The organism is Candidatus Atribacteria bacterium, from assembly GCA_011056645.1.
Taxonomy (GTDB): Bacteria; Atribacterota; Phoenicimicrobiia; order Phoenicimicrobiales; family Phoenicimicrobiaceae; genus Sediminicultor; species Sediminicultor quartus.
In genome coordinates this window covers 1-16490 of the sequence record DSEL01000191.1, presented here as the reverse complement: position 1 = coordinate 16490, position 16490 = coordinate 1, and the positions used below count along the sequence as shown (strand labels likewise).

Sequence of the window (16490 nt, the reverse complement as noted above, 5' to 3'; positions counted from 1 at the left end):
CGCTGCATTTTTCAATAACTAAATGAAATTCTACATTTAATTTAGCAATATTTTTTAAAGAATTCTCTTTTAGATATTCTTCACTCTTTTGAATAATTTCTTTTAGCTGATTTATCTCTTGATAAGTAATATTTTGGACTGCTTTACGAGTGGCCAAACCTCGTAAAACGCTATTGATATCGTAAAACTCGTTCAGCTCTTTAGTAGTGGGAAGAGGGGCAACCTTTACTCCCTTGGGAGGAGAAGAGACGACCAGACCTTTCTGTACTAATTCTATAATTGCTTCCCTAATCGGAGTCCTGCTTACTTTCATCAATTTAGCTAATTTTGATTCAACTAATCTCTGGCCGGGTGGGAGATCACCACGGAAGATAGCTTTGCTTAATATAGAATAGACTTTATCCCTGGTAACTGCCCTCTCACTAAGGACGGATCTTAGATTATATTCAGTTAACTCTCTGCTTTGCGAATTTTTTATCAAATTTCCACTTCCTTATATATTTTTAATATATAATAAAAACATTGATTTTACAAATATTTATTCTTAAATAAAACTAGATAAAAGACGGCCTGGATCAGGCCGTCTTTATAATAAGCCAATTGTCTTACTATCTATTACTTGATTTTTTACCTTCTATTACTTTTTTTCTAGAACCTCTAAGGGTGCGGAAGCTTTTGAGCCTTTATCTCCAATAGCTTCAATAGTATAGATACCAGGTTTTAGCATTACTTTTGGGATTCCCCCTCTTGATTGAAGTTTAAAGGCACCGTTTTCATTAACGGTTACAAATCCTCCAGTTTCTGCTTCAGCAAAAGCAAAGGGCACTTCATCGACTGTCATAATAACTTTAACTTTTTCACCGGGGATAAATCCAGCACCATAAAAAGTCAATTTTGCACCAGGTTCTCCGCTAAGTGGAGTAACCACCAGACTGGGAACTTGGAGATCAGCAGCTAAAACTATAGAACCAAAGGTAATTAATAACAGTGCTATAATAAAAAACAAGCTTGGCTTTTTCCAGTTCATCATTTTTAAGCACCTCCCAATGCATTTATCTATCTAAAGATTTAAGTTAATCATTTTCATCTTCTCTTTATTTACATTCTGGTGGGATAAAGCGTTCTGGAACTTCGATTCCTTTTTCTTTACAATACTTGTAAAGTCCGGCATGAATTGGTATTTCACCGCCTGGAGCAATCAATTTAAATGCATCTCCAATCGGATCCCATCCCTTTATTCCAGCATAAGCTGCAGCAACTTTTTCAAGGCCTTCTACGTAAGCTTTTACTATCTCATAACCAACTTCTTCTGACATATTTGAAGAAGCAACTGCACCTACCACCTGCCCTTCTTCCATTATGGTCGGATGATCGGGAAGTTGTTTAATGCTACCAGCTGGTGTTTCAAAGAAAATGATATAGGGGTATGCTGCTCTTATCTTCTTCATATCGTCTTCGCTGTAACCGATGACCGCAAGTGGAGTTTTTAAATTCACCTCGATTAAGGAAGAATCTAAAGAAGCTAGGGAGCTTGATTTCTGTAATCCTACAATCTTACCTTGTTTAAAGGAATTAACTGCATCTCCTAAAGATGCAAGTACTAATTCAATACCAGTCCCTGTTACTTCATTAAAGTTTACAAAATTCGTAGTTGAGGAAGCCCCTGGGAATCCAGGACAGAATTTTTTTCCAGCTAAATCTTTAAAAGTTTTAATTCCTGAATCAGCTCGAACGTGAAGTCTATTAGTAATTGCATTTCTAAGGAACAACCACCTTATTGGTTCCCAGCCTTCTCCTTCAAAAGTGCTTATTCCTTTATAAAGCTGCATGGCGGAAGCAGAATCTACACATAAAGCAAAATCAAAAGCGCCATCTTTAATTCGTCTTAAATTATCTAGAGCTGCTCCACTTTCAATAACGGTTACCCTGATATCATTATCAGCTTTGTTGATAACTGAAGCAGTTGCTACTGCCCAGGCATATAACCCTGAAGTCGAAGAAGTACTCCCCATGTTTAGATATGTTGTTTTAGCGAATGCTGTATTTAAGCCTACTAAAAGAACTAAAACTAGAACCAACGTTAAACCAGTTAATAATCTTTTTTTCATTATTTTTCACCTCCTTCCTTTTTTGGATTTTTTTCAACTATTTATTTTATAAAATTGATGGTAGATAAAAAATAATAAATAGTTGAAAGTAATATTTTTTACTATAAAATACCTTACTCATCTACTACGCATCTACAGTGTCTAATTTTTTATTTATAGAGGATTGAAATAAAAAGAGTGGAACTCCAATCAAAAAACCAATAGCTGAAAGAGTATAGTTAGGATACATCAACAATAGACCACTTCCGACAAATAATATCCTTAGTATAAGGTGAAAATGACTGTCTATACGAGCAAAGAAACCAAAAGCCATCATAATTGCACCTATAAATGCACTTACACTGCAAATGATTACAATAAGAAAGTCACCCCGGGCAACAAGTGCGGGATTAAGGACAAAAAAGTAAGGTATAATAAAGGCCACAATACCAAGTTTCACTGCAACTATGGCAGTTTTAAACCAATTACTTTTAGCAATGCCAGCGGCAACAATTGCCTGGGTGCAGGTAGGAGGTGTTACCCCGCCTAAAATTGCCCAGTAAATAAAAAACAAGTGTACAGTTATCTCATCGATTCCCAATTCCAAGAGTGAGGGTGCCAGGATAGAAAGAGACAATATATAGGTAGGAACTACTGGAAGAGAGGTTCCCAATAGGAAAGGAATAATGGTGGCAATAAAAAGCGCTAAAAATAGATTCTCTCCCCCAATATCCAATATTAATCCACTTAATTTTGGGGCTATTCCGGTGATTCCTATCATATTCACTAATATATTAACTGAAACCAGGATGGGAACAATTTTCGCTAATCCTAATCCTCCCTCGCTCAATCCCTTCCCTATCTGAATAATTGTCTCTTTTGCTCCGGACAGGGAAAGATTAGATAACAAAAAGACAATTACTATAGCCACACAAGCATAAAATCCGGCAAAAACAAGGGGAACTCCTTTGGCTATAAAATATAATAGAACTCCGGTGGGAATAACTAATGAGGCAAGCCTTTTAAATGTTAAAATACTCTTCCAACTGGGAATTTCACTTTTTGGTACAGCTGCTAATCCACAACGTATGGTCTCAAAATGAACCCCAGCAAAGATACCAGTATAATAAAGTAAGCAGGGTATCAAAGCATAACCAATAATTTTCATGTAAGGTAACCCTAAAAATTCGGCCATGATAAATGCTGCTACACTCATAATAGGAGGGGTAATACCACCACCGGTTGAAGCAATAGCTTCCACTCCGGCAGCAAAATCAGGGTCATAACCCAATCTTTTCATTAAAGGAATAGTATAATTTCCGGTAACAGAGACATTAGCCACTCCGCTTCCGGAGATACTGCCAAAAAGTGCACTGGATACCACAGCGGTTTTGGCCGGTCCGCCGCGATACCGCCCAGTTAGGGCGAGAGCAAGATCAATAAAGGTCTTTCCCCCGCCGGCACCAGAGATAAGGGCACCAAAAATGATAAACATACCAATAAAAGTTGCCGACATTCCGGTAATGCTTCCATAAATACCTAATGGGGAAAAATAGACTGAATTAATAACAAATTTCCAGGATAGGCCTGCTAACCTCCACATCCCCGGCATTACTGGACCAGCTAAGACATAGAGAAACAAAAGTGCAACAAATATTGGTATAGCCCATCCTACTGACCTACGAGCTGCATCAAGAATGATTAAAATTAAAGCCGAGCCTATAATTAAATCAATGGTAGAAGCACTTCCAGGAACCATATAAATCTGCATAGCCTTTAAAAATGTATTGACATTAGCGGCTACTATTACCACAATGACAAATAAATCCCAAATGGAAAGCTTCGTTTGTTCTACCTTTGATTTACCGTAAGGGAAAGCTAATGAGGCAAGTGAAATACCTAAAATAATATGAATCGCCCTCAATTGCAAATCTATTAAAGATAAAAAAATAGGAAGTGTTAATTGAGCAATAGCAAATAGTAATCCACCCCAAAACAATACGCTGGTTCTGTTAAATATATTTTTTTTATCCGTTCGAATTGATGTCATATTTTCCTTCCTTATTCAAAATATTTCTTTACTTTTCAAAGTATTACCAATAATACTATTTTATTTTGAAAATTTTTATCTATAACTCTAAAGTTTTGAAATGCTTTTTCAAAATACGGATAGCTTTTTCCGGGTCAAGCCTTCCATAAAGCCCACCAACGGTTGAAAGAATATAAGAAGCATCAAGCAATACTTTACTATTGGAGCGTAAGGTTGTATATTCCTCCGCGTTAAAGAGCGCTCCTTTAGCAATCGTCTTTATGTTTTCCCAAAGATAATCCTTATTTTCCTTACACTTATGGTAAATGGTTCCACCCACTAAAACCAAAGTACAATCTTGAGTAAAGAAATTGATCCCTTCCTGTAGGAAATAGACATCGGTCTCTTTTACATGTCCTACATTATTAGCAGTAGCAATAGCCAAAGTTTCTTTAGCAAGAATACTTCTTACAAAATTTTCTTCTTCTGTTTTAGGCATTATATGCGGATTATTATGAATCCATTTCAGGTATTTACTTAGTTGTATAGACCACTTTCCGTCTTTTTTCTTAAGAAATTGACCAAGATTATCACCATTTCCCTTAAAATTAGGATACTTTTGATTAAAATCTTCACTAATTTCCTTTTCTATTCTCCCGCTTTTAAATTTATCTAATTCCATTAAATTTTCTGCATTATAGGCTAATCCATATTTTCCTTCTACTCTTCGGTAAGCTAAAGGATAATTGGGGGTTTTTAATATAGTTCTTTTTGCTTTTTTCTTGGGATCTTCCCAGGGGTAGAGATATAATGGATTAGAACGTACATTAGAGAAGAAGTCAGTAGTGCACCCCCCGACATCCAAAGCTACAATATTTCCCAAACCTTCTTCCTTCCCATAACCGCGTGCCAACAGATTAATGCCCAGGAAGGCAGCTCGAGGAGTAGGAATAAACTTTGCACTCATATATTCTTCAACCACATCAAATCCCTTACCCCGGATAACCACGGTCTGGAATAATTCCCGAATAGCTTCATTTACTACTTCAATATTATAGTTATTCACTTCGGGCATAAGATTTTCGGTAACCTTTGCATCAATATTATGTTTTTGGAAAATATCTTTTACCTCTTCTTTTACATCTTCATTTCCTGAATAAATGATTGGTATACCATATTTTGCGTAAGTTGCTAATTTTGCGGTCTTGGCTAAAATCCTCGCATTATGCAGGACTGTTCCCGAATCACCACCATCATTAACTCCACCAGTCAATAGTATGATCTCTGGTTGGTCATTTAAGTATATATTTCTTGCTTCTTCTTCGGATAATTTCCCGTGGTAGCTATTTAAAAGTTTTGCTCCGGCAGTCAAAGCAGCAAGGTCGGCTGCAAAACCACTTTCTCGAGCGGTCAAGGATACGGTAATCATCTTTAATCCACCCTTTGCACTACTACAGGGTAATTTGATATCAAATTCATCCATTTTTTCCTTCAAAGGATCCCAATTTCCTGCTTTTTGGCATTCGGGAAGGCATCCTAATCCATTCGCTAACCCTTCCCGAATATCATTAATAGTAGTGGGAATATAGCGTAAATCAACATCATCTGTACCCGTTTCAAAAATGGCTACTTTGGTATAGGTACTGCCAAAATCAACGGCAAGAACTTTCTTGTTTTCAAAGTTGTTAATTCCTAATTCTGCTCTAAAAGCCTGGGTACTATCTTCTTCAATGACATCTTTTGAATCTGCTAACACTGACCAATCATCTGATTGGCTGACATTTTTATCAAAATACCAGGGGAATTTATTTCTCACTATATCCACTCTCTCAAATTCGTCATTAACTTTCCCCCCGCAAAAAGTATCGATTCTACAGGTTCCGTCAACAATTTTAGTTCTGCACATACCGGACAATTCATAACGTTTATCAATGACGGTAACCTGTGGTGCCTGAAATAATCCTACCTGTAAAGCTAAATCTAGATTATCGGCACTGATCATATTGCACTCACCGGAAGGATAATTTTTCCCATCGATGAGATCTAATAATAACGTTTCATAATTCATTTCTTGTTCTTCTGTTTTTTCTCTTTTTGCAGATTCTTCTTTGGAAACTGAAAATTTTGAGAAATTTTCTAAAGTTACTTTTCCCTCATATCCTCCCATTAAAGCTAAATGAAAAATATTATACATGGCTCCTTTTTTCAACTCTTCCTTGCGGGCAGCTACCTGCGGAATATTCCAAATGCCTGGAAGGGGCGCTCGATAATATTCTTCAAAGGATTGTTTGGTAATATCACAACTGGCAACAATATCTTCCGGTTTTGCATCATGGTGAGCTTCACAATAACTGACTACATGTACAATATCCGGCTCCATAAACATCTGCCAGTAAGTAGTCATAGCCAAATGGCTTTTAGCTTTATCTAAATTGGGTGGGAAACTGGAAAGTCCCCCTCGAGTTTCTTTAATAATTTTATAATCAAAATGTCTGGTTAAAGGCTCGATAATCTCAAAGGCGGCTTTCATTTTAGCTAAATCGTTTAAAGGTTCTATTTCCGGGGGGAGATCAAACATCAACTGCATAACATAGTTTTTTAGCCCCATTTTTAAGGCGACAACTCCACAAAGAATGTGGTCTGTAACATACATATCATCAGAACATCTTCGCAGCTGCCATTGATGAGGGTCATTGATTTCCAGAGGTTTATCAATGGAAGCCCACCAACGCATGGTATTAAAATGTTCATTGATTCCGTCTAAAATTGAAAGCGGTCCTCTTCCATCTAAACGATTGTAAAAAAATATTGGCACTGCTGGGAAAGGCATATGCAGTGTTTCCTCAAATATTTTTGCCGCTTCCACTAGTTCATCAGTTCCGGAATAAATTCTGGTCATAGGCCAGTTACCACATTTAGTTGCATCTTTTAAAGCTTTTAAATCTTCTCTGCTTCGAATAGGAGCTCCCCCTTCTCCGTTACGGTATTTCTTGGGGTCCTCTTCTCCCCGATCAAATTTTGGTAAAAAAGCTTGAGTAACCTGATCAGGCGCCAAAGAAATTATTTCCAAACACCCTGCTTCACTTAAAGCTCTTACACCATCCACTGTTGGTTTGATGGTCTCAGCTGCAGCTCCGATATGAGCTCGAATAATCGGCCTTCCCTCTAAATCGCGCACCTGTTCTATTCTTTCCAAGAGATCATCAGACCAAAGAATTTTTTCTTTGGCAATTTTGATCCGATTACGTGCGAACTCATCCAATTCAGCCATAGTAACATAATCATCCACCACTAAAGCAAAGAAATTTTGAAATTTTTCATTTCCCCTATAATCCTCTGCAATCTTTTCTAAATTAAAATGCCGGTCTTTATTGGGGGAAAATTTATCTTCTAAAATAGGTAATCCACTCATTGCTCTCACTAGATTAGCAGCCGGCCTTAAACCTCCAAAGCAATAACGAATGCCGCTTTTGGCCGGTTCAAGTCCATATTTGTAAACTTTTTCTACCAATTCAACGATTATTTCATCAACATGCAGATCACCTAAGCGGTAACAAAAAGATACCACTTCCGGTTTTGATTCTCTTATTTTATCTATAAGTTCATCAATGGATACAGCAGGGCCTAATTTTATCGCAAGATAACCTATCCCCATCGTTTCCATCCATTCAGCAAATTTTTCGACCCCTAAAGTGTGAACACAAGGGTCAATAGAGCAGTTTAGTACTCTTCTTTTTATCGGTCTATCCATTATTCTCTCCTTTTCACTGTAAAAAAATATTGAAATTTAAATAAATAAATTAATATATCGTAATTTCTTCTAAATTCTTAATTCCGTAATTCTGAGGAATTCTAGCGTCTTTTATGTCTTTTCCTTTTAAGAAACCTCCCTTTATATATTCTTTTTGCATCCATTGGCTAATGGTTAAAATGATTTCATCAATAACGGGTGTCTGCACTTCGGCCAATTGAGCAATAGATTTGATAACGACTAAACCGAATGGCACATCTTCGGTTAAGTAACGTGCTTGAAAATCCGGTACAAAATAATCATTCTCTTTTTTTACCGGTGCACGCAAACCCTGATAAGCCTGGTTGGTAGTAAAACAATTTTGTAAAGTGCTTTGATCTGCAATAGAACTTTCATAAGAATATATCAACCAATCCTTCAGGCCTAAAACGTAGTCTAAATTAATATTTTTATTCCTAACCTTAATTTTTTCAGTTAATACTAATATTTCATCACTGATGGCTTTTAATGTTGTGGCAATCTCTTTAGTTACTCCTTGATAGAATAATGGTATCTCGTCTTCTTTATATTTTTTTTGCTCTTTCCCTTTGAAAAGTCCATACATTATTCCGGGGTGAATAATCTGCCCGACATTTGCCAGAGTGAGGGTTAACATATTTGGTAAAGGTTCAATTTTTAAATCGAGCACGTGGGATAAGAAAGAAGATAATTCAGAAGTGATCTGGTGAGGAAAGGCAGCCATTCCGACCGACTTTTTCTTTCCTAATATATTTACACTAATAGCATATTCTGTTATTCGACAAGCCCAGGGAAGAGTCTGCATACCAAATATCTTCACTTTTTCTTTATGATTATCTTTTAAAATCTTTAAAGCAGCATATTCAAAACCGCTTCTAGCCGGAATTGCGCCGATGATTGCGTCTTCTTTTAAATAGGGAACCATTTTGAGTAGTGTATGTTCGTGGGCGAAGGCGGGTAAGGGCATGAGTATTAAATCTGCTTCTTGGCATACTTCTTTGGCAAACTTACTCACCTTATCCGGCCGACCATATAATTTATCATCTTTTATTGTTGCAGTTAAAAATCTTTTCTCATTAATTAATTTTTGAAAATGATTGGCTTCATCCCCATAGGGAAGAAAAAGATTGAGCTGACCGGAAAAATGTTTTCGGATAATGGGAATCATGGCATGGGCGGCATTGCCTCCTCCGCAGATAGTAATTGTTTTAATTTCCATTTTAAAATTCCTCTTTTTTAATTTTTGTTCATTCAGAAATTATTTTAACGAAATATTTACTTGTCTTTATAATCAAACTATATCTTTCAATTATAATTGCTTCACCCCTTTTGCTATTAATTCCTGTAAGATTTCAACAAAGGACTCATGAACTCTAGAAGGTAAACCATCAGCACCAGGTTCAGTATATCCATTTATTCCGTCAATAAAGCAAGCATCAGCTGCTTTTTGTAATACTCTCTTTTCTAGTTCCCTATCATGAAAGATATTAATATCATTCTTCAATAAAGCAAGGCCAGCAGCTAATCCATAGGCGCCCCAATTCGAAATTGCCGCTGTAATAAGAAAATCCGTCTTGGTTGCCGGAGCTATTCCAGCTTGACAAGGACATTTACACCTATCACCAAAAGGAAGATATTTTTTTATTTCCTCCCGAATACAGCCCATTCCAATTTCATTTCCACCATCTCCGATACCAATGGTAGTGATATTGTTTTTGATTGATTCCTGAACCAAATAATCAATTTTAGCCATATACTTCGTGGAATCAGCACCTCTGCTGGTATGAATCACTTCTTTTTCATTCATTCCTCCTTTTTCAATAGTAATCATTGCTTTGGGATGATATTTCACAATAAATTCGCAAGCTTTCTTCATTGCTATTTCTTTTTCAATTGGGAAAGAAAGGACTGAGGCTGAATTAATTGGGGCATGATATTTCGGCGTTTTTATCGCTTGTGTAGGTGGCAATACTTTCAAACCCGCTGCATTCACTACCATTGTCATGGCCTGAACCAAGTTTTCTTCAATAAAGATGAATGGTACAGCATGGTAGGCTCTGTTAATAGCTCTAGCTAAAGCTGCTGCTCCCGGCGGACCATCTGTTTCTGCAATATCAGGAGTTATTTCCGGTCTATCCGGCCAGCCAGTAGCTATAAAAACAATATCTCCCATTTTTAAAATTTGATTTAATTTTTGACTAGCAAGTAAAGTTAATGGATAATCTACTTTCTCCCTGATAGATTGATACAAAAACTTAACTACTCCCCTTCCGGGAATATCTAAATTAATTAAATGATCGATCTGCTCAAATATATCAACAATTTTTTTATCCGTTTGAGTGATTGAATTCATCTGTTTCCTCCATAAAAATTAAAGTTAAATTTAATTCTACTATGCTTTTGCCTCTAAAAACTGTTTTTCTTCACCTTTTCTTCTATACCTTTGATAGAGGTAAACAAAAACAACTATAATAATACCTAATATACTTATCTTAAAATCAGGAAAGATTAGAAGAATACCAGCAATCATCATAAAGATTCTTTCCAGGAAATTAACCCGGATTAGAAAATAACCCATCGTAGCGATAGCTAATGCGAATATACCAATTAGAGCAGTAACTGATGTTCTTAAAATATGAGATGTTGTTCCTATCATGAGAATTGAATAATCATTCACAAATACATAGGGGATAATAAATCCCGGCAAAGCCATCATCATGGCATAATAAGCAGTCTTTAGCCAGTTAGATTGGGCTATTCCCGAAGCTACATAGACAGACAAACAGACTGGTGGAGTAATTGTCCCTAAAATAGCAAAATAAAAAACAAACATATGAGCTGCTAATGGAGCTATACCCAATTCAATTAAAGCCGGACAGGCGACAATCGCAGCAATAATATAAGCAACTGCCGTGGGAAGACCCATACCAAGAATAATACTGCCGAGCATGGCTAATAATAAAGCATAAACAATATTGCCACCACTCATTGCTAAAATCACTGTATTCATTTTTATCCCTAAACCAGTCATAGAGACAATACCTAACACAATTCCTGCACAGGCACAGGCAATAGCCACCCCCACTGTATTTTTTGCTCCATATTCCAGTGCTTTAAAAAATATCTTGGGATTTTTTCTAACCTCCCGGTTAAATAGACTAACAATGATTGTTGCGATAACACCATAGAAAGCGGCTCTCATTGGTGAAAATCCCTGGACAATGTAATATATAATGACCATAAGAGGCAATATCAGATAACCATTTTTAAATAATACCCTTTTCAATTGAATAGATGATTTTTCCTTTTTGAATCCCATTAATAGTGAACGGAATCGAACACATAAAAAAACGCTCGTGAAGTAGAGAATAGCCGGGATGGCAGCTGCTTTACAGATTGAAAAATACTTCATTCCCAGCATTTCAGCCATAATAAAAGCACCGGCACCCATCACCGGCGGCATAATTTGTCCCCCCGTTGAAGCCACAGCTTCTACCGCACCGGCAAATTCCGGTTTATACCCTGAACTTTTCATAAGAGGAATGGTAAATGAACCGGTTGTCGCTACATTCGCAGTTGAACTTCCACTTATTGTCCCAAATAAAGCACTGCTGATAACGGCAACCTGTGCACGTCCTCCAACCATCTTACCCGCAATAGCCTGTGAAAATTCCATAAAAAATTTACCTACTCCAGCCTCATTTAAAAATTGTCCAAAAATAACAAACATTACCACTGTAGTTGCAGACACTCCTAAAGGTATACTCCAGATACCATCGGAAGTAAGATATAAAAATCCGAATATTCTTTCTATACTTAAACCCCGATGCCCCCATATACCAGGGATGTAAGCACCAAATCGAGCATATAATATAAACACAATGGCTAAAATTGGCAGTGCCAGACCTATAGCTCTGCGACAGGCTTCCAAAATCAATAAAACTGCAATAATGCCGAATAAATATTGAATACCAATAGATAAACCACCTTGCATCGAGATACTGACATAATTTACAAATATATAGATACAACTTAACACACCTAAAACAGTAAAAATAATATCAATCCAGCTAATTTTTTTCTTGCGCCAGGGGTGTAATAAAAATATCATTGAAAAAACAAACATTAAGTGGACAGATCTCTGAACAAACACATCAAAAGGTATGGTAGCGGCAGTGTACAGATGAAAAACAGACATTAAAATAGCCATTAACTGAATATATTTACTGAATGATAAACTTATCTTATCAATATTTTTATCCTTTTCATTGTCTTTTGTCATAAAACACCAACTTTATTTTTCTTTCTATTAAAATGAAGAATATTTCCATCATCAGTCCCCCCGATATTTTTAATCAGGGAGACTGACGATTCTTTTTGTTGAATCTGCTTATGGAATTAATTCTGATGGTATTTGAACGCCATTTTCTTGATAATACTTAATTGCGCCTGGATGATAAGGGACGGTACAATCTAAGACTTTATCCAGACCCATATCTGCAGCGCCGGGATGAGCCGCTAACATAAGATCTTTGTGTTCATACATTCCCTTGGTAATCTCATAAACAACATCTTCTTCCAAATTTTCTCGGCACATTAATAATGCCCATGTTCCTACCACCTGAACATTGCCCGAACCTTCATAATAATCACCTGCAGGGAAACTTACTTTACTCAAAAAAGGCAATTCTTTACGAATTTTAGCAACATCTTCATCACTAAATTCAATCACTCGAACCGGTTTCCTCACAGAATATTCCATCCAGGTAGGATTGGAACCTCCCTGCCAATGAGAATCAATGGCTCCCGTTCTCATACCTTCAGCCGCTTCAGTATGACGGTAGTAAGATGGTATAATATTTATTTTTAATGCTTCAAATAATTTTGCAGCAGTTGATTCGGCAGAAGAACCCTTTGGTTGAAGATTGACTCTCTTACCTTCCAGATCCCAAATTGTTTTAATTGGACTATCTTCATTGACAACCAGATTCCAGTATAGGATGTGTATTGGAGCTATCGTTAGCAGAGAAGTTCCTTTTCCTCCAAAAGCACCTTCATTCAAATAAACTTCTCGAGCTGTATCATGAGATACGATACCCAAGTCTCCAAAACCTGCATATAATCTTTTAGCATTATCGATATAACCTGAAGTTGCTTCCATGGTTACCCTGGCATCCGGCAATACTACACCTAAAACCCTTGCTACGCCTGAAGAATACTGAAAACCAATTCCACCTATAACCGAAGACATCACTAACAAATCATATTGCTGAGCAGAAAAGACAGAAATAGAAAAAATACTGACCAGTAAAACCACTATTATTAAAGAACAGGCCTTTATTTTAAATCTGATAGACATTTTTTCACCTCCTTTCATTTTTTATTTCCCAGTTATTTGCATATGATAGATTAAAGCTCTTGCAAATACTTGGGATATTCCTATATTGCTTTCTCTTCATAAAAAATTTTAATCGATTAACCTATATCGAAATGTTCTCACTATTCAAATAATATAAACCACAACAAGTCACACTTTTTATATTAAGCTTTTATAAAAGGTTGTTAGTCTTTACTTTAAAGCTCATCTCTTCCACTATTTTAGCAATTTCCTTCGTATATCCTTGATAAAATAAGGGAATTAATTCTTTTTTCCCTTGGTATGCTAAAGCGATTATTTATTTTGGTATACGGTATACCATGCTTATAATAATATTATACCAAATAAAATTTAAAAATCCTTCTTTTTTTTAAAAAAAATTTAATTTTTTTTCAATTATTTGTAGATATTAATCAGAAAGAATTCTCAAGAAAGATTTTTACCTGTTTAAATAAGAGATAGAGGGTAACATAGAGGTCAGAAGACTTGTAATTTGGAAAATTTATTATTTCTAAACTTTATTAAATTTTCTGATAATATACCAGGGTTTGACCGCTTTAGACATTTTTATTCTGATAATTTGTTTAGCATGGGGGGCAACTTCGATTTCTCCCCCCTCTTCATTCCACATTTTCTCGATTTTCTGGGTGAAAAAATCATTATCCGGACCAAATATTTCAATTTCATCTCCTACAAATATCCTGTTTTTCTGTTCTATGATAGCTATCTGATTGTCAGTATTATAATCAAGTATCAGTCCGGCAAAATCATAAGTCTGGACATAATCGCAGCTATCATATCTTTGTTCCTCTCCGCCTGGTTTGCTAAAGTAAAATCCGGTAGTAAAATATCTATGACTCACTTTTTTTATCTCATCTGACCATTTTTCATCATAAGAAAATTCACTCGGTTTTGAAAGATAACTGTCAATAAGCTGGCGATAAGCCTTGACCACGGTTGCGACATAAAACGAACTCTTCATTCTCCCTTCAATTTTAAAAGCAGATATCCCTGCTTTTATTAGTGAAGGAATGTGTTCTATCATACACAGGTCTTTAGAATTAAAAAAGTAAGCCCCCTTCTTATCTTCGTATACCGGAAAATATTCCCCCGGTCTGGTCTCTTCCATAAGATAATATCTCCATCTGCAGGAATGGGCGCAATCTCCCCGGTTGGCATCCCGATTTATCATATAATTACTTAATAGGCATCTACCCGAATAGGAAATACACATAGCTCCATGTATAAAGGTTTCAATTTTCATATCAGGAGGAGATTTTTTTATTATTTCTTTTATCTCGCTTAAGGATAATTCCCGAGATAGAATTATCCTTCTAATCCCCTGTTCATACCAGAAATTCACCGCTGCGTAATTAGTGGAATTTGCCTGGGTACTTAAATGAATCTCCATCTCCGGAATAATATTTTTCACTATTTTTAGCACCCCTGGATCTGATACGATGACTGCATCTAAACCCAATTCCCTTAATTTTGATACATATTCGGGTAATCCTTCCAGGTCTTCATTGTGAGGAATTATGTTAAGAGTTAGATAAATCCTCCTACCTCTTTCATGGGCAAATTTTATCCCTTCTGATAATTGTTTTAGAGTAAAGTTTTTCGCTCCTGCTCTTAATCCGAAATTTTCGCCGCCTAAATATACGGCATCTGCTCCATAAATAATTGCCATCTTTAATTTTTCTAAACTGCCAGCCGGGGCCAATAATTCCGGTCTTTTCATTTTTTATCCCCTCTTGATTGAAGTAGTTTTGCAATTCAATTAATTTGCTATTTTTATTTCAAATTGTAAAAAATATACTATAATGATAACATAGTTTAGATAAATTCGCCTAATAGGCTGGGGGAATATAATATCGGGTATCGAATTGAAAATTAGTTAGTTGTTTAATTAATTACCTGGTTAAATAGGTGAAAAAAAGATAGAAATAAGTGTGCTCTATCAAGAGAAGGTGAAAAAATGAAGGTAAAAAATCTTTTAAATAATTTAGATAAAGTTGCCCCTTTTTTCTTGCAGGAAAGTTTTGATAATAGTGGTATTCAATTTGCCGACCTTGAATCTCCGATAACAAAAATATTGCTATCCTTAGATTTAACTCAAAGCATCTTAGATGAAGCCATAGAAAATAAAGCAAATTTAATTATCGTCCATCATCCTCTTCTCTTTTCTCCCTTGAAACAGATTACCAAGCAAAAAAATCCTCTGCTCTATCAGGTCATCAGCAGTCAAATCAATCTTTTATCAATGCATACGAATTACGACCTGGCCGAAGGGGGATTAAATGATTATGTAGCTAATTTATTAAAGATAAAGAAAATTTCTCCTCTGCAGAGCAGTTCAGAAAAAATTTTCAAGCTGGCAGTATATGTTCCTGGTCAGCATGCCGATAAAGTTAGCCAGGCAATCTTTGAAGCAGGAGCGGGAAAGATTGGCAAATATACTGAAACGTCTTTTAATGTTGCCGGCCAAGGAACTTTTAAACCAATGGAAGGAACCAATCCATTTATCGGAAAAATAGGTAAAAAAGAGACCGTCCAAGAGATAAAAATAGAGACTGTGGTAACAGAAAGAAATTTGAAATCAGTTGTACACGCAATAAAAGATATTCATCCTTACGAAGAACCGGCTTTTGATCTATACGAACTTAAAACAAAACCTTCTTATGGGATAGGTTTAATCGGAGAGATAGATGAAGAAGTAGAAATTTCTAAATTCTCCCTGGAAGTGAAAAATCAACTCCAAGCTCGCTATACCAGACTTATTAAATCCAACAATAGAAAAATAAAAAAAGTAGCCCTATGTACTGGAGCCGGTGGTTCTCTCTTAGAACAAGTTAGCCAGCAAGATGTTGATTTATATTTAACTGGAGATATCACCTATCATACTGCAATCCGAGCCAAAGAATTGGGGTTGAATGTTTTGGATGTTGAACATTTTGATACGGAAAAATTTTTCGTTGATGCTCTTTATAATCAAATGATAAAACTGGGAATTCACCAAGATATTTTGATTAGAAGCAATAAAATGGAATCACCATATCAAGTACTATAATAAGTGATGAGTAACAAGTAATAAGTAGGGTCTCAATTCATCGAGCCCACTGAAAAAATACCAAAATACTTGGGTCGGATAAATCCGACCCCTTGTACGATAAGAATATCTAAATTATCAACTAAATATGTTAGTATGATACTGGAAGAGTTTGTAGT

11 protein-coding genes are annotated in these 16490 nt (G+C 36.0%); 1 reads left to right on the top strand and 10 read right to left on the bottom strand.

Annotated elements, in window-relative coordinates; genetic code table 11:
- The 10 genes from ENO17_09210 to ENO17_09165 form a co-directional block, all read right to left on the bottom strand.
- The coding region (locus ENO17_09210; GenBank protein ID HER25212.1) for a GntR family transcriptional regulator at window positions 1–481 on the bottom strand (481 nt) is incomplete at its 3' end.
- Between the two features lie 156 nt (window positions 482–637).
- Complete coding sequence (locus ENO17_09205; GenBank protein HER25211.1) at window positions 638–1030, bottom strand: hypothetical protein; 393 nt, start codon at window positions 1028–1030, stop codon at window positions 638–640.
- Window positions 1031–1094: 64 nt separating this feature from the next.
- Window positions 1095–2108: a TAXI family TRAP transporter solute-binding subunit gene (locus ENO17_09200; GenBank protein ID HER25210.1), complete on the bottom strand. Its 1014-nt coding sequence runs from the start codon at window positions 2106–2108 to the stop codon at window positions 1095–1097.
- Window positions 2109–2232: 124 nt separating this feature from the next.
- Window positions 2233–4137, bottom strand: a complete 1905-nt coding sequence (locus ENO17_09195; GenBank protein HER25209.1) for a TRAP transporter fused permease subunit — start codon at window positions 4135–4137, stop codon at window positions 2233–2235.
- Between the two features lie 79 nt (window positions 4138–4216).
- On the bottom strand, window positions 4217–7867 hold the full coding sequence (locus ENO17_09190; GenBank protein HER25208.1) for a hypothetical protein: 3651 nt from the start codon (window positions 7865–7867) through the stop codon (window positions 4217–4219).
- A 49-nt stretch (window positions 7868–7916) separates the two neighbouring features.
- Window positions 7917–9104: a hypothetical protein gene (locus tag ENO17_09185; GenBank protein HER25207.1), complete on the bottom strand. Its 1188-nt coding sequence runs from the start codon at window positions 9102–9104 to the stop codon at window positions 7917–7919.
- A 90-nt stretch (window positions 9105–9194) separates the two neighbouring features.
- The gene (locus tag ENO17_09180; protein ID HER25206.1) at window positions 9195–10238 is read right to left on the bottom strand and encodes a DUF4392 domain-containing protein; all 1044 of its coding nucleotides are present in this window, start codon (window positions 10236–10238) and stop codon (window positions 9195–9197) included.
- 39 nt (window positions 10239–10277) lie between these two features.
- A complete protein-coding gene (locus ENO17_09175; GenBank protein HER25205.1) occupies window positions 10278–12167 on the bottom strand; it encodes a TRAP transporter permease in 1890 nt (629 codons plus the stop codon).
- A gap of 108 nt (window positions 12168–12275) precedes the next feature.
- Window positions 12276–13262 (bottom strand): TAXI family TRAP transporter solute-binding subunit, encoded by a 987-nt coding sequence (locus tag ENO17_09170; GenBank protein ID HER25204.1) that lies wholly within the window; start codon window positions 13260–13262, stop codon window positions 12276–12278.
- A 511-nt stretch (window positions 13263–13773) separates the two neighbouring features.
- Complete coding sequence (locus ENO17_09165; protein HER25203.1) at window positions 13774–15003, bottom strand: U32 family peptidase; 1230 nt, start codon at window positions 15001–15003, stop codon at window positions 13774–13776.
- A 237-nt stretch (window positions 15004–15240) separates the two neighbouring features.
- Here ENO17_09165 and ENO17_09160 point away from each other — a divergent pair, with 237 nt between their 5' ends.
- Entirely contained in the window at window positions 15241–16332 is a 1092-nt protein-coding gene (locus tag ENO17_09160; GenBank protein HER25202.1) for a Nif3-like dinuclear metal center hexameric protein, read from the top strand.
- Window positions 16333–16490: the final 158 nt, after the last annotated feature.

Bases quoted from the DNA above. Each gene is read 5' to 3' on its own strand.
- ENO17_09195 (HER25209.1), bottom strand. From the start codon at position 4,137: ATGACATCAATTCGAACGGATAAAAAAAATATATTTAACAGAACCAGC.
- ENO17_09170 (HER25204.1), bottom strand. From the start codon at position 13,262: ATGAAAGGAGGTGAAAAAATGTCTATCAGATTTAAAATAAAGGCCTGT.
- ENO17_09160 (HER25202.1), top strand. From the start codon at position 15,241: ATGAAGGTAAAAAATCTTTTAAATAATTTAGATAAAGTTGCCCCTTTT.
- ENO17_09165 (HER25203.1), bottom strand. From the start codon at position 15,003: ATGAAAAGACCGGAATTATTGGCCCCGGCTGGCAGTTTAGAAAAATTA.
- ENO17_09205 (HER25211.1), bottom strand. From the start codon at position 1,030: ATGATGAACTGGAAAAAGCCAAGCTTGTTTTTTATTATAGCACTGTTA.
- ENO17_09180 (HER25206.1), bottom strand. From the start codon at position 10,238: ATGAATTCAATCACTCAAACGGATAAAAAAATTGTTGATATATTTGAG.
- ENO17_09190 (HER25208.1), bottom strand. From the start codon at position 7,867: ATGGATAGACCGATAAAAAGAAGAGTACTAAACTGCTCTATTGACCCT.
- ENO17_09175 (HER25205.1), bottom strand. From the start codon at position 12,167: ATGACAAAAGACAATGAAAAGGATAAAAATATTGATAAGATAAGTTTA.
- ENO17_09185 (HER25207.1), bottom strand. From the start codon at position 9,104: ATGGAAATTAAAACAATTACTATCTGCGGAGGAGGCAATGCCGCCCAT.
- ENO17_09200 (HER25210.1), bottom strand. From the start codon at position 2,108: ATGAAAAAAAGATTATTAACTGGTTTAACGTTGGTTCTAGTTTTAGTT.